24 protein-coding genes are annotated in these 22915 nt (G+C 64.0%); 10 read left to right on the top strand and 14 right to left on the bottom strand.

The window, feature by feature from the left end; all coding sequences use genetic code 11:
* Positions 1-106: 106 nt before the first annotated feature.
* The 5 genes from V1288_RS03100 to V1288_RS03080 form a co-directional block, all read right to left on the bottom strand.
* Positions 107-667, bottom strand: coding sequence for a LemA family protein (locus V1288_RS03100; protein WP_334355678.1), 561 nt, complete (start codon positions 665-667; stop codon positions 107-109).
* A gap of 230 nt (positions 668-897) precedes the next feature.
* Positions 898-1866, bottom strand: coding sequence for a small ribosomal subunit Rsm22 family protein (locus tag V1288_RS03095; RefSeq protein ID WP_334355677.1), 969 nt, complete (start codon positions 1864-1866; stop codon positions 898-900).
* A gap of 203 nt (positions 1867-2069) precedes the next feature.
* Positions 2070-5534, bottom strand: a complete 3465-nt coding sequence (smc, locus tag V1288_RS03090) for a chromosome segregation protein SMC (protein WP_334355676.1) — start codon at positions 5532-5534, stop codon at positions 2070-2072.
* A 238-nt stretch (positions 5535-5772) separates the two neighbouring features.
* Positions 5773-6426 carry a DsbA family protein gene (locus V1288_RS03085; protein ID WP_334355675.1) on the bottom strand — a complete coding sequence of 218 codons (654 nt, stop codon included), beginning with the start codon at positions 6424-6426 and terminating at the stop codon, positions 5773-5775.
* Between the two features lie 119 nt (positions 6427-6545).
* Positions 6546-7025 carry a DUF721 domain-containing protein gene (locus tag V1288_RS03080; protein ID WP_334355674.1) on the bottom strand — a complete coding sequence of 160 codons (480 nt, stop codon included), beginning with the start codon at positions 7023-7025 and terminating at the stop codon, positions 6546-6548.
* Positions 7026-7182: 157 nt separating this feature from the next.
* On the opposite strand from V1288_RS03080, the gene V1288_RS03075 reads away from it, so the two are divergent.
* Entirely contained in the window at positions 7183-8343 is a 1161-nt protein-coding gene (locus tag V1288_RS03075) for an A/G-specific adenine glycosylase (protein ID WP_334355673.1), read from the top strand.
* Here V1288_RS03075 and V1288_RS03070 read toward each other — a convergent pair.
* Positions 8340-8609, bottom strand: coding sequence for a DUF2798 domain-containing protein (locus tag V1288_RS03070; RefSeq protein ID WP_334355672.1), 270 nt, complete (start codon positions 8607-8609; stop codon positions 8340-8342). The genes V1288_RS03075 and V1288_RS03070 overlap by 4 nt on opposite strands.
* Before the next feature lie 276 nt (positions 8610-8885).
* Here V1288_RS03070 and V1288_RS03065 point away from each other — a divergent pair, with 276 nt between their 5' ends.
* Positions 8886-9341 carry a PaaI family thioesterase gene (locus tag V1288_RS03065; RefSeq protein ID WP_334355671.1) on the top strand — a complete coding sequence of 152 codons (456 nt, stop codon included), beginning with the start codon at positions 8886-8888 and terminating at the stop codon, positions 9339-9341.
* Here the strand turns inward: V1288_RS03065 and V1288_RS03060 are convergent.
* Positions 9310-10596 (bottom strand): flavin-dependent oxidoreductase, encoded by a 1287-nt coding sequence (locus V1288_RS03060; protein ID WP_334355670.1) that lies wholly within the window; start codon positions 10594-10596, stop codon positions 9310-9312. The two genes, V1288_RS03065 and V1288_RS03060, sit on opposite strands and share 32 nt — an antisense overlap.
* Positions 10597-10748: 152 nt before the next feature.
* Here V1288_RS03060 and V1288_RS03055 point away from each other — a divergent pair, with 152 nt between their 5' ends.
* The gene (locus V1288_RS03055; protein WP_334355669.1) at positions 10749-11366 is read left to right on the top strand and encodes a glutathione S-transferase family protein; all 618 of its coding nucleotides are present in this window, start codon (positions 10749-10751) and stop codon (positions 11364-11366) included.
* Between the two features lie 120 nt (positions 11367-11486).
* Here V1288_RS03055 and V1288_RS03050 read toward each other — a convergent pair whose 3' ends face one another.
* Entirely contained in the window at positions 11487-12413 is a 927-nt protein-coding gene (locus V1288_RS03050; protein WP_334355668.1) for a LysR family transcriptional regulator, read from the bottom strand.
* Positions 12414-12502: 89 nt separating this feature from the next.
* On the opposite strand from V1288_RS03050, the gene V1288_RS03045 reads away from it, so the two are divergent.
* Complete coding sequence (locus V1288_RS03045) at positions 12503-12937, top strand: nuclear transport factor 2 family protein (RefSeq protein WP_334355667.1); 435 nt, start codon at positions 12503-12505, stop codon at positions 12935-12937.
* A gap of 184 nt (positions 12938-13121) precedes the next feature.
* Here V1288_RS03045 and V1288_RS03040 read toward each other — a convergent pair whose 3' ends face one another.
* The 3 genes from V1288_RS03040 to V1288_RS03030 form a co-directional block, all read right to left on the bottom strand.
* A complete protein-coding gene (locus V1288_RS03040; RefSeq protein WP_334355666.1) occupies positions 13122-13808 on the bottom strand; it encodes a glutathione S-transferase family protein in 687 nt (228 codons plus the stop codon).
* Between the two features lie 135 nt (positions 13809-13943).
* Positions 13944-14270 (bottom strand): hypothetical protein, encoded by a 327-nt coding sequence (locus tag V1288_RS03035; protein WP_334355665.1) that lies wholly within the window; start codon positions 14268-14270, stop codon positions 13944-13946.
* Positions 14271-14517: 247 nt separating this feature from the next.
* Positions 14518-15651: a site-specific DNA-methyltransferase gene (locus V1288_RS03030; RefSeq protein WP_334355664.1), complete on the bottom strand. Its 1134-nt coding sequence runs from the start codon at positions 15649-15651 to the stop codon at positions 14518-14520.
* A 279-nt stretch (positions 15652-15930) separates the two neighbouring features.
* On the opposite strand from V1288_RS03030, the gene ypfJ reads away from it, so the two are divergent.
* Both ypfJ and moaB read left to right on the top strand, forming a co-directional pair.
* Positions 15931-16869, top strand: a complete 939-nt coding sequence (gene ypfJ / locus V1288_RS03025; protein ID WP_334355663.1) for a KPN_02809 family neutral zinc metallopeptidase — start codon at positions 15931-15933, stop codon at positions 16867-16869.
* Positions 16870-17038: 169 nt separating this feature from the next.
* A complete protein-coding gene (moaB, locus tag V1288_RS03020) occupies positions 17039-17602 on the top strand; it encodes a molybdenum cofactor biosynthesis protein B (protein WP_334355662.1) in 564 nt (187 codons plus the stop codon).
* On the opposite strand, the gene V1288_RS03015 is transcribed toward moaB, so the two are convergent.
* The 3 genes from V1288_RS03015 to V1288_RS03005 all read right to left on the bottom strand — a co-directional run bounded on the left by V1288_RS03015 (position 17577) and on the right by V1288_RS03005 (position 19394).
* Positions 17577-17732 carry a hypothetical protein gene (locus V1288_RS03015; RefSeq protein ID WP_334355661.1) on the bottom strand — a complete coding sequence of 52 codons (156 nt, stop codon included), beginning with the start codon at positions 17730-17732 and terminating at the stop codon, positions 17577-17579. The genes moaB and V1288_RS03015 overlap by 26 nt on opposite strands.
* Positions 17729-18658 (bottom strand): bifunctional helix-turn-helix transcriptional regulator/GNAT family N-acetyltransferase, encoded by a 930-nt coding sequence (locus tag V1288_RS03010; protein ID WP_334355660.1) that lies wholly within the window; start codon positions 18656-18658, stop codon positions 17729-17731. Before V1288_RS03010 ends, V1288_RS03015 begins: the two co-directional genes overlap by 4 nt.
* A 163-nt stretch (positions 18659-18821) precedes the next feature.
* Positions 18822-19394, bottom strand: coding sequence for a glycosyl transferase (locus V1288_RS03005; protein ID WP_334355659.1), 573 nt, complete (start codon positions 19392-19394; stop codon positions 18822-18824).
* A gap of 188 nt (positions 19395-19582) precedes the next feature.
* On the opposite strand from V1288_RS03005, the gene V1288_RS03000 reads away from it, so the two are divergent.
* The 4 genes from V1288_RS03000 to V1288_RS02985 all read left to right on the top strand — a co-directional run bounded on the left by V1288_RS03000 (position 19583) and on the right by V1288_RS02985 (position 22880).
* Positions 19583-20743, top strand: coding sequence for a PA0069 family radical SAM protein (locus tag V1288_RS03000; RefSeq protein WP_334355658.1), 1161 nt, complete (start codon positions 19583-19585; stop codon positions 20741-20743).
* 191 nt (positions 20744-20934) lie between these two features.
* Positions 20935-21390, top strand: a complete 456-nt coding sequence (locus tag V1288_RS02995) for a VOC family protein (protein ID WP_334355657.1) — start codon at positions 20935-20937, stop codon at positions 21388-21390.
* Between the two features lie 61 nt (positions 21391-21451).
* Complete coding sequence (locus tag V1288_RS02990; RefSeq protein WP_334355656.1) at positions 21452-22027, top strand: GNAT family N-acetyltransferase; 576 nt, start codon at positions 21452-21454, stop codon at positions 22025-22027.
* A 58-nt stretch (positions 22028-22085) separates the two neighbouring features.
* A complete protein-coding gene (locus V1288_RS02985) occupies positions 22086-22880 on the top strand; it encodes a ribonuclease HII (RefSeq protein ID WP_334355655.1) in 795 nt (264 codons plus the stop codon).
* Positions 22881-22915: the final 35 nt, after the last annotated feature.

Raw genomic sequence — 22915 nt, 5'->3', positions numbered from 1 at the left:
ACGCCAACGGCGTGAACCCGGAATCTCGAGATGTTCGGTTGGGATGAGATTCCGGGTTCGTCGCTTTGCGACGCCCCGGAATGACGGGTGTGGTCGAGCGTCATGCTCAGAACTTCACGGTCGGCGCGACCTCGACTTCGGTGCGGCTGGCGCCGAGGTCGAAGAATTCCTTGCGGGTGAAGCCGAACATGCCGGCAAACAGCGCCGCGGGAAGCTGCTGGATGCCGGTGTTGTATTCCTGGACCGCGTTGTTGAAGAAGCGGCGGCTGGCGGCGATCTTGTTTTCGAGATCGGACAGCTCACCCGCCAACTGCTGGAAATTGGCGTTGGCCTTGAGGTCCGGATAGGCCTCCGACAGCGCGATCAGGCGGCCGAGCGCGCCGCTGAGCTGGTTTTCGGCGGCGGACACCTGCGCTGGTCCCTGTGCCGACATCGCGGAATTGCGCGCCTTGATGACGTCATCGAGCGTGCCGCGCTCGTGCTGGGCGTAGCCCTTCACCGTCTCCACGAGGTTCGGGATCAGATCGTGGCGCTGCTTGAGCTGCACGTCGATGTCGGCAAAGGCCTGGCTGACGCGCTGGCTGAGCGCGACGAGGCGGTTATACGCAGCGAAGGCAAACAGCACGATGATGACGATGACGCCGAGAACGATCCAGCCGGTCGACATGACGGACTACTCCTGTGGGACGAAGAGGCAGGGAAACTAGACGAAAAACCGGGCGCGCGGCAGCCCGCCCGTGAGGTGGGAGGCGACTTGGGGCTTGGCTTTAGTCGGAAGTGGGGCGGGATAAGTTCAAGGCCGCCGCTCGGCAGTCATTCCGGGGCGATGCGAAGCATCGAACCCGGAATCTCGAGATTCCGGGTCTGGTCCTTGCGGACCATCCCGGAATGACGAGATCAATTCACCGCATCGCCCCACCGCCAGCGACGTGCGCGGGCATAATCCGCCTTGGCGCGACGAGGCACCTTTGTGAAAGCGAGACGTTCCGGGGTGCAGAGCTTGGCCGTTATCTCGACCTTGTTGACAATCGGTTGCGCCAGCACCCGGGACGGGTGCTGAACGACCGGCGCGCGCGTCAGCGCGACGTAAGAGAACCTCTCATCTTCGAACGGCAGTTCGGCGCCCTTGACTTGCTTATGCGCGCGCGAGCGCTGCAGACGCTGGCTGAAATGGCACCAGTCGGGCGCGAGCAGGGGACATTTGTCGTCATGCGGGCAGGGGGCCACGACATGTGCCCCGAGAGCGATCAGGTGTGCGCGTAGCGCAATGATCCGCGCATAGCCTGCCGGGGTACCCGGTTCGACCACCAGCAGTGTATCCCGGGCCTTTTCCCACATCAGTTCGGCCAATGCACGTTGTTCGGCTTCGCCGATCTCGCCGATCATGTAGCTTGCCATGACAAGATCGGCTGCATCCGCTTTCGCCAGCGCGGCGCGCGCTTCGCCGCGTTCGTAAACGAGGTTGCGCAGCCGTGTGCTGTCCCGCGCGAGGTCGAGCGCCAGCGTGTGCAGCGCGACGTTGGAGTCCAGCAGCTTGAAGTTCTGCAGCGATGGGAAGGCTTGGGCCGCAGCCCAGGTGGCGGTGCCCGGCCCGGCGCCGACGTCGATCAGGGTGTTCGGCGCGAAGTCCGGCCTGATCTCGACGAGGGCGTTCAGGCTGGCGGTGACCGCGGCATAGGTCGCGGGCATCCGCGCCAACGCATAGGCGAGCGCATCGGCCTCCGAGCGGATGGCGCCGGAGCTGCCGCCGCTGCGGTAGGTTTTCGAGATCGCCGCTGCGCGGCCGGCGGCTTCGCTGCGCGAGAAGCCACGTAACTTGCGGTCGAGGGCGGCTTTCAATTCGGCGGGGACGTCGGGTGAGGTCATGGTTTCCTGTCATGCCCGCCACCGGGTCTCGCCTTCGGCGGGCCCGATGACGGGCTCAGGCGGGCATCCAGTACGCCGAGGCGGCTGTGACGATCACGGACAGCGCGGCGCACTGGATCATCCGCCGGAGCCTCTCATCGGGCGCGCATTCGCGCGACCCGTTGGCGGATGATGACATCAAGAACTGTGGCGCCGTCGCTGCCTCAAGCCACGTTCTGATCCAGGATCTTAACCGCATCGTCGAGGCCGACCGAGACCAGTTGCGAGACGCCGCGTTCGGCCATGGTGACGCCGAACAGCCGGTTCATCCGCGCCATCGTGATCGGATTATGCGTGATGATGATGAAGCGGGTTTCCGTGGACGACGTCATTTCGTGCAGCAAATTGCAGAACCGCTCGACGTTATGGTCGTCGAGCGGCGCGTCGACTTCGTCCAGCACGCAGATCGGCGACGGGTTGGTGAGGAACACCGCGAAGATCAGCGCCAGCGCCGTCAGCGCCTGCTCGCCGCCTGAGAGCAGCGATAGCGTCTGCGGCTTCTTGCCGGGCGGTTTTGCGATGATTTCCAGGCCTGCTTCCAGCGGATCGTCGCTTTCGATCAGATGAAGCGCGGCTTCGCCGCCGCCGAACAGCTCGGTGAACAGCCGCTTGAAGTGCTCGTTGACGGTCTCGAAGGAAGTCAACAGCCGCTCGCGGGCTTCCTTGTTGAGGCTCTGGATGCCCTGGCGCAACCGCTTGATGGCTTCGACGAGGTCGTCGCGCTCGGTGGTCAGCGCGGTGTGCTGGGTCTCGACCTCGCGCAGCTCTTCCTCGGCGCGCAGGTTGACGGCGCCAAGACGTTCGCGGTCGCGGCGCAGCTTTTCGAGGTTTTCCTCGATCTCGGAAAGCGGCGGCAGTTCCGCGCCCGGCTCGATCTCGGCGAGCGCCGCTACCGCATGTGGCTCGACTTCGAGCATGTCGTGGATTTCGCGCTCGATATCGGAAAGCCGGCGCTTGGTGCCCTCCATGCGTTCCTCGGCGCGGGCGCAGGCTTCGCGGGCAGAGGAGAGCGCTTCGAGCGAGACCTTGGCCGCGCGGTCGGTTTCCGCCATCAGGCTTTCGGCAGCGGCCAGCGCATCGGCGGCGACGCGGCGGGCACTTTCAGCGGACTCGATTTCGTTGATCAGCGCGCGGCGCTTTTCGGCAAATAGCGCCGGTGCATTTTCGAGCTCGGCGCGCTCGGCCGTCACCTCGGTGATACGCGCCTCGACGGTGGCGACCTGCGAGGCCGAGCTTTGCCTGCGGTTCTGCCATTCGGTGCGTTCGGCCGTGATCGCCTGCACGCGCTTGTCGGCCAATTCGGCCTCGCGCGCCAGCGCCTGGGCTTCGGCCCGCACCTGCGCGGCAAAGCGGCGGTGCCCGTCAATCTCGCTGCGAACGGCGGTGAGCCTCGTCTCGGTGTCGAGGGTCGGCGGCAACTCGGCCAGTGCGGCGTCGGCGCTCTCGTGCGCCGCCTCGGCCTCGCTGCGGTCGGCGGCAAGACGGGTATGGGCTTCGGTCAGCGCGGATTTGCGCGTGGCGTGGCGATTGATCTCGCGCTCGGTCGCGGCATGGCGTTCGCGCGCAGCATCGGCCTCGCGCTGCGCGGCCCGCCAGGCCTCGCGGCCGGCGGACTCGGCGGCGGACGCCGCCTTCAGTTCGGCCTCGGCATCTTCCAGCGCCTGCCGCTTGTTGACGGCGTCGGCACGGGCCTGCTCCAGCTCGTGTTCGATATCGACCAGACGCGCACGTTCGGCGAGACGCCGCGCCGCGCCGGTCGGTGCATGCGCGGCTGTGACAAAACCGTCCCAGCGCCAGACATCGCCTTCCAGCGACACCAGCCGCTGACCGGTTTTCAATTGCGACACCAGTTCCGCGCCGCGCTCCTTCGGCACGACGCCGATCTGCGCCAGGCGGCGCGCCAGTTCGGACGGCGCCTCGACGTGGGCGGCGAGGGCCTCGACACCGTCGGGCAGCGATGGATCGTCAAAGCTCGCCCCGGCGTTGGTCCAGCGCATCGGTGCGGAGGGATCGACAGGTGCATCGAGGTCGTCGCCGAGCACGGCGCCAAGCGCCTTTTCATAGCCCTTGGTGACGGTGACGCCGTCGATGATCGGCGGCCACAGGTTCTTGGTCTCGCCGTTGACGAGCTTTGAAATGGTGCGCGCTTCGGTCTCGAGCCGCTGCACGCGCTTGTCGGCCTCGGTGAGCGGGCCGCGGGAGGCTTCGAGCTTTTGTCGCGCGGCGACGTGGCCGGTCTCGCTGGCCTGTGCGGCGGCCTCAGATACCGCCAGCGTTTCCTGCGCGGTCTCCAAGGCGGCGGCGAGCGCGTCGATGTCGCCGAGATTGCCGGTTTCCTGCGCGAGCTTCTCCTCGTCGGCCTGAACGCTGGCGATTTCCTGATCGAGCCGGGCCAGCCGGTCGCGATGGGTGCGTACGCCGGCTTCAAGCTGGTTGCGCTTGGCGGTGAGGTCGGCGAGCGCGGTGGTCAGCTCGCCGAACATGCGCTCGGCGGCGGCCAGCGTCGATTCCGCTTCAGAAACGCGTTCATCAACGCCGGAGCGCTTTTCGACGCGCGACTTGATCTCTTCCTTTAACTCGGCGTCCTCGGTGTCGAGCCGCTGCAGCGCGATCTCGGCATCCGAGGTCTGCTGCTGTTCGCGCGCGATGTCGGCGGCGAACTGCGTCAGCCGCCGGTCGAGTTCGGCGACGCGCTCCTTGGCGCGCTCTTCCTCGCGGTCGAGCTGTTCGCGCGCATTGGTGAGCCGTTGCAGGCCCGCGGCGGCGCGGGCCTCGCCCTCGCGCAGGGCAGGAAGTTCGGAGGCGCGGATCGCCTGGATACGCGCGGCTTCGGCCTGCTCGCGGGTACGTTCGGCCATTTCGCGCACGTTGATGTCGTGGGTATGCCCGGCTTCGGCGACATCGGCATTGGCCTCGAGCCAGCGCAGATGGAACAGCGTGGCTTCGGCCTTGCGCACCTTGGCGGCGACTTCGCGGAAGCGAATGGCCTGGCGGGCCTGCTTCTTCAGGCCGTCCATCTGGCCGGACAATTGCCCGATCACGTCCTCGACGCGGGTGAGGTTGGTTTCGGCCGCCTTCAGCCGCAACTCGGCCTCGTGGCGGCGGGCGTGCAGGCCGGCGACGCCGGCGGCGTCTTCCAGCACGCGGCGGCGCTGTTCGGGCTTGGCCTGAATGATCTCGCCGATCTTGCCCTGGTGAACCAGCGCCGGCGAACGCGCGCCGGTGGCGGCGTCGGCAAACAGGATCTGCACGTCACGGGCGCGGACGTCGCGGCCGTTGATGCGATAGACGGAACCGGCTTCACGCTCGATGCGGCGGGAGATTTCCAGCACCTGGCTGTCATTGACAGCCGCTGGTGCCGAGCGATCGGAATTGTCGATCGTCATGGTGACTTCGGCGTGGTTGCGCGCCGGGCGGTTACCCGAACCGGCGAAGATCACAGCGTCCATGTCGGCGGCGCGCAGCGATTTGTGCGAGGTTTCGCCCATCGCCCAGCGCAGCGCCTCGACCAGGTTCGACTTGCCGCAGCCGTTCGGACCGACCACGCCGGTGAGGCCGGGTTCGATCATGAAATCAGTGGCTTCGACGAACGACTTGAAACCGTGAAGGCGGAGGCGCGTGAGTTTCATGAACACAAATCTCTGTTGGCCGGGCGCGAATCTCCCTGCCGTGACAATACCATAGAAGGCAATGTCGGGGTGGACGAGTCGCCCTTTGCGGCTCTTATGAGCCGCGACAATGGCGAGGCCGGGGCCGAAGGGCAACGGCCCCGCGCGGCTTTTCCCAAGAGTTTTAGAGAGCCTTTTGGGGCGCTTTTGTCGAGCCTTTTGCTGGACTTATGGCCGGATATGAATCCGGCGCAGCGAATCAGCTCTTCAACATCGAGTTGATGCGCTTCGAGAATTCCTCGAAGCTCTGCTCGCCCTTGACCATCTCGCCGTTGATGAAGAAGGTCGGTGTCGACTGCACCTTCAGCACCTCGGCCGCGAACTTCTGGTCGGCCGCGATCTTGTCGAGCAGCGCCTGATCCTTCAGGCAATCCTCGACCTGCGCCTGGGTGAGGCCGGCCTGCTTGCCGATGCGGATCAGCGTCTCCGTGGTGTTCTTCATCACCCAGTCGTTCTGCTGTTTGAACAGCAAATCGATAACGGCGAAATATTTCGGCGCGTCGTCCCTGGCAATGCAGCGCGCCAGCATCGAGCCGGCGGCGGCCTTGATGTCGAGCGGAAATTCACGGAACACGAAGCGGATCTTGCCGGTATCGATGAATTCCGACTTGATCTTCGGAAACACTTTTTCGGTGAACGCCGCGCAATGCGGGCACGTCATCGAGGCGTATTCGGTGATGGTCACCGTGGCGTTGGCGGGGCCAAGCGCCATGTCGGGCAGGGACTGCGGCTTGGCGACGTCGGCGGCGCCTTGGGCGGCGGCGTCCGTGATCAGCCGCAGCGGCGAGAACCCGGCGAGCAGGCTAAGCCCGGTCAGCGACAGGACGGCGGTGAAGGCGCGGCGCGTGATCATCGAAGTCTGCTCCCGAATGGCGCGTTCACGCCCGAAAGAAGTACGAAAAGAAGCCTTCGCTAGCTTGAAACGCCAGTTGTGGCAATGGCGGGTCGCGGCGGCCGCGCCATGCCGCGGGCTCAATTTCGCTTGATCGCGGCGCCGAGCCGCGCCAGTGCGGCACGCAGTTCCTCGTCCTCCACCGCCGACAGGGTTTCGGCGACCTTTGCCACCGATTTCGGGTCCGGCGCGCGGGGTGGCGCGGGGCGATGCCGCCGCGACAGCGGCGCCTGCCGCAACGCCAGCCGGCCGACCGCGCTCCAGCCGAAGAAGCGGTTGACCCGTTGCAGGATGACATCCGAGGAATGCTGGATCTCCAGCGCCATGGGGCCTTCAACCCGCAGCACGAGCGTGGCCGGTTCCTGCGGCTGCCCCTCGACCGGCCGCGGCCACTGCATTTTCAACGGCTCAGAATGGGCCGCGATTTGAGGTCCCGCGATCTCGGCCCAGCGCGTCACCAGTTCGCGCGCGGCAAATCCCTGCTTGGCGTAGGCGTCAGAAAACACATCGCTGAGCAGGACGGAAAGCGGTTTTGCCGAGAACGGGCCGGGTTTGGACATGGGGCTTTATAACACGCCGCAAGTTATCGCAGGAACTATCAGATCGCTTTGGCCGGGCTTGACCCGGCCATCCACGTCTTGAATGAACGAGTAAGAAAGACGTGGATGCCCGGAACAAGCCGGGCATGACGTGGAGATATCCGATTACAGTATTTTCATGAGTCCTGCGGCCGCCAAAATCAGACAGCGAGAAGCGCCCGTTGCGGGCGCTTCGCGCCCTGCGCTGCTGCTTGACTGGTACGACCGCCATCGCCGTCGCTTGCCCTGGCGGCCGCTGGCGGGCGAGCGGCCCGATCCGTACCGGGTCTGGCTGTCTGAAATCATGCTGCAGCAGACCGGCGTCAAAACGGTCGGGCCGTATTTCGAGAAGTTTCTGGCGCGCTGGCCGGATGTCGGCTCGCTCGGCCGCGCCTCGCAGGATGACGTGCTGCGGATGTGGGCCGGGCTCGGCTATTATTCGCGTGCGCGCAACCTCCATGCCTGTGCGGTCGCCGTGCTGCGCGACCATGGCGGGGTGTTTCCCGATACCGAGGAAGGCCTGCGCAAATTGCCGGGGATCGGCCCTTATACGGCGGCGGCAATCGGCGCGATCGCCTTCGACGTCAGGACCATGCCGGTGGACGGCAATATCGAGCGGGTGGTGTCGCGGCTGTTTGCGGTGGAAGACCCGCTGCCGCAGGCCAAGCCGCTGATTGGGGAGTTGGCGGCGACGCTGCTGGGTCCGTCCGGCGCTGGCGACGAGAAGTCTCGCGCCGGCGATAGCGCGCAAGCCTTAATGGACCTCGGCTCCTCGATCTGCACGCCGAAGAAGCCGGCCTGTGCGCTGTGCCCGATGAACGATGATTGCGCTGCCCGCCTGCGCGGCGACCAGGAGACTTTTCCGCGTAAGGCGCCGAAGAAGGCGGGTACGCTGCGCCGCGGGGCTGCCTTCATCGTTACGCGCGGCGATGAACTCCTCGTTCGAACGCGGGCGGAAAAAGGCCTGCTCGGCGGCATGACCGAAGTACCGGGCTCGGAGTGGCTGGCCGAGCAGGACGACGAGGCGGCGCTGAAGCAGGCGCCCGCGGTCAAAAGCGTTGAGCGCTGGCATCGCAAGGCCGGCGTCGTGACGCACGTGTTCACGCATTTTCCGCTCGAGCTTGTGATCTACACCGCCGAGGTCGTCGCGCGCACACGGGCGCCGGAAGGCATGCGGTGGGTGCCGATCGCGACGCTAGCCGATGAGGCGCTGCCCAATGTGATGCGCAAGGCGATCGCGCACGGGCTGGGGAATGAAGCGCGCGCCACCTCTCGATGGCGCGCCCCTGTGTCGGGTTAGTTTGACGGCGGCGTCTCGACGGCGAATGCCACGATCTTTCGCACCAGCGGCAGTACCATCAGCAAGGTCGGAAATGCCACCAGCCACGAAATCCCCCATGCGGCGGGCCAGGTCGCAATGAAAGCAGGCGTTGGACCCAGACTCCGCAAGGTCGAGATCGCGGATACGACGAAAGTCATCAGCACCGACAGCACCAGCGGCATGACGATCGCCGCGTAGCGCGCGGGCAATTTTCCGCGCGGGCGCGGAGCATGAAGCGTAGTCATGATATCACTCTTTGGATTTCGGTCGGTCGATCACGAACGGCGCATGACGCATTCCCCCTAGGTCGAGCCGACCGGTTGAATGCGTTGCCTGACGTGAGACGCTTACGGTGCGCCTTGGCGCAGCAGCCGTTTCGTAACGAAGGTGCAGGGCTGGCGCCAGCCCTCTAATCTGGAAGCTGTCAAAATCGGCCGGCGCCCGGTGGCCAACGCCCCGCAACCTGCTGACACCATGCTGGCAGCAGACGTGCTGTAGGAAGGGGCCTCACGGAGGTTCCCATGATCGCCACTGCCCTCGATAATTTTCCCGCGCCACCGTCTTCCAGACTGCTCGGCTGGCACGTGCTCGACGCGCGTCCGCGGGATGGCTGGATCCGCATCGGCTTCGATGGCAAGCGGGATTTCTGCAACCCGGCCGGCTTCGTGCAGGGCGGCTTTCTCTCGGCGATGCTCGACGACACCATGGGACCCGCGGTGTTTGTCATGACCGAGGGTAAACTCTACACGGCGACCATCACCATGACGGTGAATTTTCTCAGCCCCGCCAGACCGGGGCCGATCAGCGGCGAGGCCAAAGTCACCCAGCTCGGCAAGACCGTTGCCTTTGTGGAGGGACGGCTGACGGCTGCGGATGGCACGCTGCTGGCGACCGCCACGACCAGTGCGCGGCTGGTCGAGACCGCGAAGGCTATCGCCTCTGCCGCTAGCTCGCGGCCCGCGGCGCTTCCCGCGTGATCTGGACGATCGGCGGCTTGGCGTTGAGCCCCTCGACCTGGAAGCCGGCGACGCGCTTGTAGTTGGCGGCGATGTCTTCCAGCTCCTGCAGCGAGAGCACGTCGGTGACGACGTTGTAGCCGTTGGGGGCGCGCTCCTCGACCATCTGCATGACTTGTTCGGGACCGTTGCGGCGGTTGAGCATCACGAGATCGGTGGTCGCCGGGCGGCGTTCCGCTTCATAAGCCGCGAGCGCTGCGTTCGTCGTTCCTTTTGCGAGGATTTCGCGGGTGATGACACGGGCGTCCAATATCGCCTGCGACGCGCCGTTGGAGCCGATCGGGTACATCGGATGCGCGGCATCCCCCATCAGCGTGACCCGGCCGAACGTCCACTGCGCGATCGGATCGCGATCGACGAGCGGATATTCATAGGCGTGCGGGCAATTCTCGATCAGGCCGGGTACGTCGAGCCAGTCGAACTTCCAGTCCTTGAACCACGGCAGAAACTCTTCGAGTTTTGCCGTCCGGTTATAATCCTCACGCCGCCACCGATAGGTCGGCGGCATGTGCCGCTCGGCCACCCAGTTGATCCTGAATTTGCCGGCGCTGTCTGCCTGCTTCGAAATCGGATAGCAGACGAATTTCAGGATCTCGTGCCCGGCCATGATCATGGTGCGGCCGGACAGAAACGCGTCGCTGTCGGTGATGCCGCGCCACAGGATGCGCCCGTTCCAGATCGGTGGGCCTTCATCGGGATAGAGTCTTTCGCGGATCGCCGAATGGATGCCGTCGGCTGCGATCAATAGCGCGCCGTCATGATAGCCTTTTGGTTTGCCGGTTGCCTTGTCGATGAATTCGGCGCGGATGCCGTTCTCCGTCTCGCTCCAGCCGGAGAGGTGATGGCTGGTGAGAATGTTCTCTTTTCCCAGCCGCTCGATCGCGGCATCGAGCAAAATCTGCTGCAGCGTGCCGCGATGGATCGAGAACTGCGGCCATTTGTAACCGGCCTCGATGCCGCGCGGCTCGCTCCAGATCGGCTTGCCGTGCTTGGAGAAATACGCGAGCTCCTTGGTGCGGACAGCATGCGCATCGAGTTTGTCGTACAGGCCGAGCTCGATCAATTCGCGCACCGCATGCGGCAGCACGTTGATGCCGACGCCGAGCGGCCGCAGCTCGGGCACGCTTTCAAAGACCATGGCGGGAACGCCAATCTGGTGCAGGCTGAGCGCCAGCGTCAACCCGCCGATGCCGCCGCCCGCGATAAGTACGGTCATGATGAGCCCCCCGATAACCCTAATTTACATGGTCATGACATGGCAGCGCGGCCGTGGGCAACCGCGAAAAACCCAGTATCGCTGCTGCAGCACTCGGGTGGACGGCGGAACGCGGGGCCGTTAACCTCAGCTTTCCCACTGGGAGGATTAACATGTTCAAGCTCTACTACGCCCCCGGTACCTGCGCGCTGGCTTCGCATATCGCTCTGGAGGAGGCTGGCGCCTCCTATGCGGCGGAGCGGCTCGACTTCAAGAACAGCCAGCAGACCACCCCGCAATATCTTGCGATCAATCCGAAGGGGCGGGTGCCGGCGCTGGTGACGGACCGCGGCACCTTGACCGAAACGCCCGCAATCCTCACCTACATTGCGCAGAGCTTTCCGCAGGCGAAGCTGGTGCCGGACGACCCGTTCGCTTTTGCGCAGGCGCAGTCCTTCAACAGCTATCTCTGCTCGACGGTGCATGTTTCCCACGCCCACAAGATGCGCGGCTATCGCTGGGCCGTCGAGGAGTCCTCGTTCGCCGACATGAAGCGCAAGGTGCCGGAAACCATGGCCGCAGGCTTTGCGCTGATCGAGCGCGACATGCTGAAGGGACCGTGGGTGATGGGCGAGCAGTATACGATCTGCGATCCCTATCTGTTTACGATCGCGCTTTGGCTCGAAGCCGACGGCGTCGATCTTGCGACGCTGCCGAAGGTTGTCGCTCACCGCAAGCGGGTGTCGGAACGGCCGGCAGTGCAGAAGGTGTTGGCGGAAGAGAAAGCCTGATCGTATGTCAGACCTCATCCTGAGGAGCCGCGTTAGCTGCGTCTCGAAGGATGATGGCAGAGCCGGACCACATGGTTCGAGACGGCGCTAATGCGCCTCCTCACCATGAGGGTCTGATGGTTACGATGTGGCTTTCCTCCGGTCCCGCTCCATCTCGCGACCGATGCCGAGCATGAGGTTGCGCAGCCAGATCGAGCCGGGGTCCATCTGGGCCCGGGTCGGATAGAACATGAACTGCTCGTCGATCCCGGGATCGAGCGGCGGCGTGATGGCTGCAAGCGATAACTGCTTCGACAGCGCGCCGATCAGGCGGCGCGGCACGAAAGCGACGAGATCGGTGCGCGCGGCCACATGCAGCGCCTCGATATAGCCGGGCACGACCAGCGCGATCCGTCGCTCGATGCCCTTGGCGCGTAACCAGATGTCGATCAGGTCCTCGCTCTGGCCGCGGATCACGACCGCGACATGCCGCGCGTTGAGAAAGGTTTCGATCCGCTTCAGCCGCGCGCCGGCGGGGTGGCCGCGCCGGACGGCCAGCGCATCGCTGTCGGTGTAGAGCCGTTGCCGGTGAAATCCGCTGAAGGCGTTGCCGATCGAGATCACCATGTCGATCGTGCGGGCGAATTCCGCCGTGAAGATCGCCGGTCCCCGCCACGGCACCACGTCGACCCGAACGTTCGGCGCTATCTTCGTGATCTTCTCCATCAGCGGCGGCATCAGAAGCTCGACGGCCAGATCCGGCATCATCAGGCGAAACTGGCGCTCGCTTCTGGCGGCGTCGAAATCGTCGGAGATAAACAGGGATCGCACCTGGTCGAGCGCCTGCGCCAGGGGCGCACGCAACGCCTGCGCGCGCGGCGTCAGCTCCATCCGCGCGCCGGTGCGAACCAGGAGGGGATCGCCAATCAGGTCGCGCAGCCGCTGCAACGCGTGGCTGGCGGCCGGCTGCGACAACCCGATCCGCATCGCGGCGCGGCTGACATTGGCTTCCCTGAGCAGCGCGTCGAGTGCGACCAGCAGATTGAGGTCAAGCGAATTCAAATTCATGGAATGAATATATATCATACTCAGTATCGATTGGAAGAATGACCACAGGGCGCGCAATGATCGGACATCAGATCAAAGGAGAAGCCGCCATGGGCGCAGCAGAAAACAAGAAGCTGGTGCAACAAGTCTACGCAGATTCAGCGAACCGCAGCGGAACGACCTTCGTTGACAATATCGCCGAGGATGTCACCTGGGTCGTCACCGGCCAGTATTCCTGGTCGGGCAAATTCAAGGGCCGTGAGGCTATCAACGACGGCTTGATGGGTCATCTGCGGTCGCTGCTCGCCGCCGGGCGGCCGCGCACGCTGGCGTTCAACTTCATCGCGGAAGGCGATTACGTCGTCGTCGAAGCCCGCGGGGACAATGTCACCAAGTCCGGGGAGCGCTACGACAATCAGTATTGCATGGTCTGGCGGATCGAGAACGGCAAGATCAAGGAGATCAAGGAGTATTGCGACTCTGCGCTGGTTGAGCGTGTGCTCGGCCCTTTCCCCGCGGAGCAAAAGCTCGCTGCTGCGGTTTGAGACATAGAGTCGTTGCGGAGCTGAGCTCGTAGGGTGGGCAAAGCCACCGGGTCGCGCGAATGCGCGCCCGATGACAGGCTCCGCGTGCCCACCATTCCTCACGCAGATGCTTCAAAAAAGGTGGGCACGGCGCAAGCGCGCCTTTGCCCACCCTACAGGTTCTCTACGATTTTCTCGGCGTTGCTCAGGCCGCCTTCACCGAAAGATGCTTGAACATGTTGCTGCGGGCCTCGTCGTCCATCTCGGCCTTGAACTTGAAGTTATCCTTCAGCGCGATCGCCTTGGCTGCCGCAGGACGGGCCGAGATCTCGTCGACCAGCCGCTTGACGTTGGGATATTTCGCAACCGCGTCCTCGCCGAGAACGAAGGGGAGCATGCGGGCCCAGCCCCAGACGTCCATGTCGACGATGGTATAGGTGTCGCCGACCATATAGCGGCGGCTGGCGAGATGGTCGTTGAGAATGCCAAAGTGCCGCTGCGCCTCGAACTGGTAGCGGTTATGGGCGTAGTCGATCTTTTCCGGTGCGAAATGCTTGAAGTGCACGGCCTGGCCTGAAAACGGGCCAACGCCAGTGGCGGCGAACATCAGCCAGGACAGCAATTCGCCGCGGTTGGCGGGCGTGTTCGCAGGCAGGAACTTGCCGGTCTTTTCCGCGAGGTAGAGCAGGATGGCGTTGCTGTCGAACACCTTGACGCCATCATCGTCGATCGCCGGCACCTTGGCGTTCGGATTGATGGCAAGGTATTCCGGCTTGAACTGGTCGCCCTTGCGGGTGTCAACGGCGACCGGCTGGTAGGCGATGCCGGCTTCCTCGAGGAAGAGGGCGACCTTGGTCGGGTTGGGCGATCCGTTGAAGTAGAATTTGAGCATTTGGAATTTTCCCCGATTGCTTCTTGCAGGCTGGCTTGTGCTGAATCCGGACACGGCGGAAAGGCCACCGGACAGCACGTCCATGCTCAAATTTTTGCGGGGCGCGCAAGCGACGAGTTCGTGAAAGGCCGGGCCCTACGATAGGACCAGGCCGCCTATGCCGAAGACCGCAAGGGCGGCGCCGGAAGCGATCATCACCGACGCAAAGCGCATTTCCGAACGGAGCGCCGTTCGTTGCCCCGTGCGCTCCGATCCTCGCGCATAACCATGGACGATGATTTGCTCACTGAAGGCGCCGCTGGCGTCCAGAATGTCGGTCAAGCCCGCGCTGGCGACCAGGATGCCGAGGATGATCAGTCCGGCGGGGCCCAGCAAACTCAACAGCAGCATTGGAAACAAGCCGATCAGGAAGATCGGTAGCAGCGGCAGCACAATGAGCGACTCGGAGCCTCGGGTGCGCATGGGAGCAATCTCTTATGCAAAAATGAATGTAGCACGTATGCCCCGAAATAGGTGCGAAAAGGCGCATCGCCACCCGCGCACATGGCACGGCTGCCATGCCGGCGGACCGCGCCGGCTGCGCGGTGTATGGGCAAAGCCGAATTTCGCGCCATCTCCGGCCCGGGCGAGCCATACGCATGCTGTGGTGCTTTGGCGCGGCCGTGCCGTAGGCCGGGTCTGGGCGTGGCGCGATGATGTGAAACGAGGCTTAACCCGCCGCCATCCCGGAGCGGATTTCGGCGCGCAGCTCGTCGATCAGCTTCAGGCCGTTCTTGGTCTCGACATGCCAGAAGGTCCAGCCGTTGCAGGCGCCGGAGCCCTGGGCAACCGCGCCGATGCGGTGGATCGAGCCGACCTTGTCGCCGAGCATGATGGCGCCGTCGGCGCGGACCAGGGCGCCGTGGCGCTTCTTGGAGTCGACCAGCCTGGTGCCGGGCGGAATCATGCCGCGTTCGATCAGTTCGGAGAACGCCACGCGGGGGGCATCGCGCGCGGTCATGAACGGCGCCAGCGTCGCCTCGGGCAGCGGTTCGATCGCCGCGATACGTTCTTCGGCCGCTTTCGCATAGTTCTTGTCGCGCTCGAAACCGATGTAGCGGCGGCCGAGACGTTTTGCCACGGCGCCGGTCGTGCCGGTGCCGTTGAAGGGATCGATCACGAGATCGCCAGGCTTCGACGATGACAGCAGCACGCGCGCCAAAAGACCCTCGGGCTTCTGGGTCGGGTGTACTTTCTTGCCGTCGGCGCCCTTGAGGCGTTCTTCGCCGGTGCAGAGCGGGATCAGCCAGTCGGAACGCGCCTGCACATCCTCGTTGGCGGCCTTCAGGGCTTCGTAGTTGAACGTATAGCCCTTGGCCTTCTCGTCCCGCGCGGCCCAGATCATGGTCTCATGCGCATTGGTGAAGCGGCGGCCACGAAAATTCGGCATCGGATTGGTCTTGCGCCAGACGATATCGTTGAGGACCCAGAAGCCGAGGTCCTGCATGATCGCGCCGACGCGGAAAATGTTGTGGTAGGAGCCGATCACCCACAGCGTGGCTGACGGTTTCATGACGCGGCGGCAGGCGAGCAGCCAGGCGCGGGTGAAATCGTCGTATGCCGCGAACGATGAGAACTTGTCCCAGTCGTCGTTGACGGCATCGACATGGGATTCATCGGGGCGCTTGAGGTCGCCCTTGAGCTGCAGGTTGTACGGTGGGTCTGCGAACACCAGATCGACGGAACCCGCCGGAAGCTTCGACATCTCGGCGACGCAATCGCCGATGACGATGCGAGCGCTGGACTCAGACTCAAATTTGGTGCGGGGCGCCCTTACAGACGCCCCGCGACGCGACACAACCATGACTCAATTACTCTGACTCAGGCGACGCTGTCGGCGACGCGGGACTAAACAACCGACTGGCGATACATTGACCGGGCAAAGTAAAAATCGACTTAACCAAACTGGTTGCCGACAGAGAATGCGGAAGAGAGTCTGCCGGCCACGTTGCCAGCAGAGATTGCGTCGGCTTGTGCACTAGGCAATTTTTGCCGGGCGGGTTATTGATTAATGGAATGGAAATTCTACGTGATTGTCGCGTTGGGTATTCGAGCAGGCAGCCGGGGATGAGGAAATACCGCCATGCGTTACGATGATTTCCGCCGTAGCGACGACATTGAAGACCGTCGCGACGATAGCGGCGGCGGAATGGGTGGCGGTGGCGGCGGTTTTGGCCTGCCGATGGGTGGCGGCGGGCTCGGCATCGGCACCATCATCGTGCTCGGCCTGGTCGGCTATGCTTTCGGAATCGATCCACGCATCCTGATCGGCGGTGCCGAAATCCTGACCGGCGGGGGACAAGCGCCGACCTACCAAACCGATCGCAGATCGGGGCCGGCCAAGACCGGTGCCCCGAAGGACGAAGTCGGCAGCATGATATCAGGCGTTCTCGGCGAGATCGACGACCGCTGGAGCGAGATATTCCAGTCCAGCGGACAGAATTATACCGGACCGCGCATCGTGCTGTTCCGCAACGCCACCAATGGCGGCCGCTGCGGCATGGCGCAGTCGGCGATGGGACCGTTCTACTGCCCGCCGGACAAGCAGATATTCCTCGACACCAGCTTCTTCCGCGAAGTCGAAACGCGCTTTCGCGGCTGCTCGGGCAATGCCTGCAAATTCACGACCGCCTACATTATCGCGCATGAAGCGGGACATCACATCCAGAACCTGCTCGGCATCCTGCCGCGCGTGCAGCGGTTGCAACAGCAGGCCGGCAGCAAGGCCGAAGCCAATGCGCTGCAGGTCAAGGTCGAACTGCAGGCGGATTGTCTTTCCGGCGTCTGGGTCAACCGCGAAGAGAAGAAGCGTCCGGGCTTCATAGAAGCCGGCGACATCGACGCGGCATTGAAAACGGCAACCGCGATCGGCGACGACACGCTGCAGCGGCAGTCAACGGGCAGGGTGGTGCCCGATAGCTTCACCCACGGCTCGGCGGCGCAGCGCAAGCAATGGTTCATGACCGGCTACCAGCAGGGCACGGTGCAGGCGTGCAACACGTTTGCCCAAGGTGCTCTATAACGGTCTCGTGCCCCGGATGCTGCGCAGCACCGAAAGCGCGTTCACGCGCGTCTTCGACGCGCTATGGTGATGCGCTGCTGGTCCGGGGTCCTTCTTTGAGTTAGGTCCCGGCTCTGCGGAGCAGCGTGAAGACGCTGCACCGCGTCCGGGACACGAGGGATCGAGCGAAATGTCCTCCATCGATGAAACCAAACAATTCGTCCCGCTCAACATCGCGGTGCTGACGGTCTCGGACACCCGCACGCTGGCCGATGACAAATCCGGCGCCACGCTGGCGGAGCGGCTGACCGCGGCCGGTCATCTTCTTGCCGCGCGCGAGATCATCGTCGACGATGTCGATGCGATCCGCGTCATCATCAAACGGTGGATCGCCGACGCCGGCGTCGATGCGATCATCACCACCGGCGGTACCGGTTTCACCGGCCGCGATGTGACGCCGGAGGCGGTCGAGCCGCTGTTCGAGAAGCGGATGGATGGCTTTTCCATCGCCTTCCACATGCTGAGCCACGCCAAGATCGGCGCCTCGACGGTGCAGAGCCGCGCCACCGCCGGCGTTGCGGGCGCGACCTTCATCTTCTGCCTGCCGGGATCGCCGGGCGCCTGCCGCGATGCATGGGACGGCATCCTCGCCGCCCAGCTCGATTACCGCACGCGGCCCTGCAATTTCGTCGAGATCATGCCGCGGCTCGACGAGCACCTGCGGCGGCCTAAAGCGCAAGGCGCTTCAGCCTGACCAGCAAGCTCCATAGCCCGCGCCACATGTTGCGCCAGGCTTCGACGCGCAACTGATGCGCGTGCTTGATATGGAAGTCGATGAGTTCAGGCGTCACGCGCCGCGAGCTGTCGCGACGCGCGGGCTTCACAGTTCCAGTTCCCAGGTTTCGCCGACCAGGTCCTGACCGAAGCTGCGGTGCGGCTCGGTGGCGACCAGCTTGAATCCGGCTTCCTGATAGATTTTGCGGGCAGCGACGAGGATGCTCTGGGTCCACAGCGTGATCTTGCGATAGCCGCAGGCCTTCGCGAACGCGATGCATTCGGCGACCAGCCGATGGCCGAGCCCCTGGCCACGCCCGGCCGGGTCGACCAGCAATAGCCGCAGCTTGGCGACATCGTCGGTGTGCCGCACCAGAAATATCGAGCCGACCTGCGCGCCATCGATATCGGCGATCCAGCAACGCTCGCGCGACGCATCGAACGAACTGAGGAATTTGGCCGCGATTTCGGCGACGAGCCCCTCGAACGAGGAATCCCATCCGTATTCGCGGGCATAGAGTGCGCCGTGGCTCTGCACCACCCATCCCATGTCGCCGGGGCGTGGCTCGCGCAGCGTCGCCGGTCGTGGTGCGGCAGGCGCATCGCCGAGCAGTCGCTCGATATCGGCCATTGCCCCGATCAGGCGCTCCCTGCCGCCGCGCGGTAGCGCCCCAAGCATCGCCGCGACGTCGTCCTTTGTAGTGCGCTCGAGTTCTGCGAACGCCTGCCGTCCCTTGGCCGTCAATCCGAGCCGATATTGCCGGCGATCGGACGGCAGCGGTTCGCGAGTGATCAACCCGGCTTCATCGAAATTCTGCATGATGCGGCTGAGATAGCCGGCATCGAGACCCAGTTCGGCGCCGATCTCCTTTGCCGAGAGATCCTGGCGGTGGGCGAGTTCGTACAGCACCCGCGCCTCGCTCAGCGAGAACGGAGTCTTCAGGAGCTGCTGATCCAGCACGCCGAGCTTGCGGGTGTAGAAGCGGTTGAAGGCGCGTACCGCTGCGATTTCTTGTTCGGAATCCAGTTGGGACATTAGCAACCCTCGATAATTGCTATTGTCAAATATATATTTGCTTTTGGCAAGTATATATTTGGCAGGCCTCCGACGAGGCGCGCCAAGGCCCGTTCTACTTTGCATGGGGTTGTTTTCGATATTTTGGGTGTCGGCGCTGCGATATACCGCCGCACTGCCCGAGCTAGGCGACCACCATGATCCGGCTGCGCAACTGGGTGCGCGCCGAGCGGCCGAGCTGGCGCAACAGCCGCGTCTCGGAACGGCGGGAATCCGGCCGGTAGCCGCCGAGCCGCTCATAATGATCGCGCGCGATCAAGAGCCCCTGTTCCGCCGACGGCCCGGTAATCATGCGGGCGACAAATTTGAAGCCATCGCGCAGCCGGGTGTCGGCATACGGCGAGCGGGCATAGCGAAACACTCCGGCGCGCGGCCGGCCGCTGCTCGATACGTTTTGGATGAATTGCGTGGTCTCTTCGATCCAGCCGCTGTCGAGCACCGCGCCGGCGTGCAGGAACATCAGCCATGGCGAGCGCGCCGCCCGAGCACCCGCGGCCAGCGCTGCGGCGCGCGTTCCTTCAAACTCGAGGAAGCGGCAGCCGGCCACGTCCGCCACCCGTTCGATCACGCCGTTGCCGGCCCTGTCGACCAACAGTACCTCGCGGATGACGCCGGCTGCGGCGCCCGGCACCAGCGCCGCCAGCGTTGCGACGGCGGGCTGCTCGACACCTTCGGTCGGAATGATCACGCTCAACATGGATGAGGCTTCGGTGGCTCAAACGAGGAAAAACGCCGCACTGTTATCACCTTGTCATAATCAAAGCAGCCGTTTGCGTGCAGTTTTTTGCGGCACTGGCGCCAGCCCTTTTCCAAGGTTTATGCTTCGTCGTGAATTGTTGTTGATGATGTTCTTGATTTGTTCTTTTGGCGTGCTATGTTCGCTCCATGAGCCGAGCATCCTCTCATGCCCTCAAGCACCCGCCGGTCACGGCGCCCTCCGAGCCGGCGGGTGCGACACCTTTCCCTGAGCTTGCGGTTGCCATCGAACAGCAGCGACGGCGTGGCCGCGGCGCGCAATCGAACGAGAGCGGCCGGTTCGAAGCCGAGGCGCGGGTTGCGTTCGACGATGGCTGGCAGAGCCTTGACGACCTGCCGCCGTTCAAGACGACGGTATCGCTGGATACCTCGCGCAAGGTCATCACCCGCAACGACTCGCCCGACATCGGGTTCGACCGTTCGATCAATCCCTATCGCGGCTGCGAGCATGGCTGCGTCTATTGCTTCGCGCGGCCGACCCACGCCTTTCTCGGCCTGTCGCCCGGGCTCGATTTCGAATCCAAGCTGCTGGCCAAGCCGGACGCGCCCGAACTGCTCGAGAAGGAACTGGCCGCCTCGGGTTACGAGCCGCGCATGATCGCGATCGGCACCAATACCGATCCCTATCAGCCGATCGAGCGCGAACACAAAATCATGCGCGGCATCCTCGAAGTGCTGGATAAAGCCGGTCATCCCGTCGGCATCGTCACCAAATCGGCGCTGGTGACGCGCGACATCGATATTCTCCAACGGATGGCGAAGCGCAATCTGGCCAAGGTCGCCATTTCCGTGACCACGCTGGATCCCAAGCTGGCGCGCACCATGGAGCCACGCGCCTCGACGCCGCCGAAGCGGCTGGAGGCGCTGCGGCAATTGTCTGAGGCCGGCATTCCCGCGACCGTCATGGTCGCCCCGGTGATTCCTGCGCTGAACGATTCCGAGATCGAACGCATTCTCGATGCCGCGGCCCACGCCGGCGTCAAGGAAGCAAGCTATGTGCTGCTGCGGCTGCCTCTGGAAGTGCGCGACCTGTTTCGCGAGTGGCTGATGGCGAACTATCCCGACCGCTACCGTCACGTCTTCACCCTGATCCGCGACATGCGCGGCGGACGCGACTACGACTCGCAATGGGGAGCACGGATGAAGGGTACCGGCCCGATGGCCTGGATGATCGGGCGGCGGTTCGAAATCGCCTGCGAAAAGCTCGGCCTCAACAAGCGCCGCTCGAAACTGACGATCGATCATTTCGTCAGGCCGAAGCGCAGCGGACAGCAACTGAGTCTGTTCTAGGTAGTTATCGTTATTGCGAGCCACCGGGTCGCGCGAATGCGCGCCCCGCGACGAGCGCAATTGCGCTCGCATAGTGATGACAGGCTCCGCGAGGCAATCCATTTATCCGAGCAAGAAGTGTGGATTGCTTCATCGCTTAGGCTCCCTTGCGCAAACGCTTCGCGTTTGTCGCAGGCAATGTGGAGAGTAAGATGAGCGAAAAATCTTCGAAACCAACCCCGCGGTTCACGGTCATTACGCTCGGCGTAACCGACATGCGCGCCAGTATCGCGTTTTACGAAGCGCTCGGCTTTGCCCGAAGAATGCGGGCAACCGGTGAGGCGGTTGCTTTCTTCGATACTGGCGGCACGGTGATCGCGCTTTTCCCGTGGGATCAACTCGCCCGCGACGCCACGCTGCCGGACGAGCCACGGCCGAAAACCTTTCGAGGATCGACGCTCGCCTGGAATTGCGGCTCCGTCGAGGAGGTCGACGCGGTGCTGGATTTCGCCATTTCCTGCGGCGCGTCGCTATTGAAATCCGCGCACAAGACCGACTACGGCGGTTACTCCGGCTATTTCGGCGATCCCGACAACCATCCCTGGGAAGTTGTGGTCGCGCCCGGGATCGAGGTCGGCGACGACCGGCGGGTTCACCTGCCGGATTAGAACCCACGATGGTGTGGCCGCACCGCTTCTCTCTGCCGGCGAATTGGCGTATTGCGGCTGGATGAACCAGCAGCCCGCGCCGGTATCGGAAAAGCAGCCACTCGTCATCTTGGCGACGCCGCGCTTGATTCTGCGCGCTGCGGCCGAAGCGGATATATCCACTCTGCACAATCTGATCTTCGGCGACAGTGATGTGATGCGCTTTGCATTTTCCGGAGCGCCGATGGCAACGGACGCCGCCGAAGATTTCATCCGGAGATTCTTCACCTTCGGTGGCAGCCTCACGGGGATGGCGGTTCTGACCGAAAAGCCCGCGGGCGAAATCATCGGCTTTGCCGGCTTATCGCCATGCGATGCGCTTGGAGCCGACGATTTTGAGATCGGGTTTGTCCTTGCGCGCCGGGTATGGGGCAAGGGGATTGCAACCGAAATCGGCAAGGCGCAGCTTGCCTTGGGGTTCGAGCAACTCAACTGCGGCAGATTGCTCGGGCTTGTCGATCCGCAAAATGCACCGTCCATTCACGCGCTCGAGAAGCTCGGAATGCGCTATCTGACGACCATTGCGGACCCCAGGCGCGGAAGCCGGCGCGTTTATGTGATTGAGGCCGAGGAGTGGCGCCAGCGGCGCGCTGAATAACGGGAATTGTGCCGGGTTCCCGGTTGCGCCGGGGCACGCACTTTCGCAGGATCCCGCCATGATTCGGGACAAGTCCGCCAAGAAAAATGATAAGAAAACCGCCGACAACAAGGTCGGCAAGGAACAGGCCGAGCCGCTGAAGGGCGTCATCGCGGTCGCACCGCCGAGCTTTCGCCGCGAGCGGGCGCTGATCAAGCGCGGCGTCTGGCCGGTGGCCGGCTGCGACGAAGCCGGCCGTGGTCCGCTGGCGGGGCCTGTGGTGGCGGCGGCCGTGGTGCTGGACCCGAAGCGAGTCCCGAAGGGGATTGACGATTCCAAGCGGCTGACGGCCGAGCGCCGCGAGGAACTGTTCGAGGAGATCTGCGCGACATCGTCCTTTGCGGTCGCCTTTGCCTCGCCGGCGCGGATCGATCGCGACAATATTTTGCGTGCCTCGCTCTGGGCGCTGGCGCGCGCGGTCCGTGCGCTGCCCGAGATGCCGAAACATGTGTTTGTCGACGGCCGCGACAAGATCGACGCGCCCTGCGACTGCGATGCAGTAATCGGCGGCGACGGCCTGGTCGTGTCGATCGCAGCCGCCTCGATCATCGCCAAGGTGACGCGCGATCGCCTGATGTGCGCATTGGCGCTGGATTGCCCGGGCTACGGCTTCGAAACCCACAAGGGCTACGCGGTCCCGGAACATCGCGAGGCGCTGGACCGGTTAGGCCCGAGCATCCATCACCGCCGGTTTTTCGCCCCGGTCATTGCCGCGCGGCTGAAACACTTCCCCGAGACAATCGAAGAGACGGTCGAGCCCGATCTCTTTGCCGTGGATGGGGAGATTGATTCCGAAATTTCAGTGGCGATCTGAGGCCGGTTGCCTCGGCGGCTCGTGCGCTCTATCAA

Origin of the sequence: Bradyrhizobium sp. AZCC 2176 (assembly GCF_036924645.1) — a bacterium.
In the GTDB taxonomy this organism is placed as follows: domain Bacteria; phylum Pseudomonadota; class Alphaproteobacteria; order Rhizobiales; family Xanthobacteraceae; genus Bradyrhizobium.
This window is presented reverse-complemented; position numbering and strand designations above follow the sequence as displayed.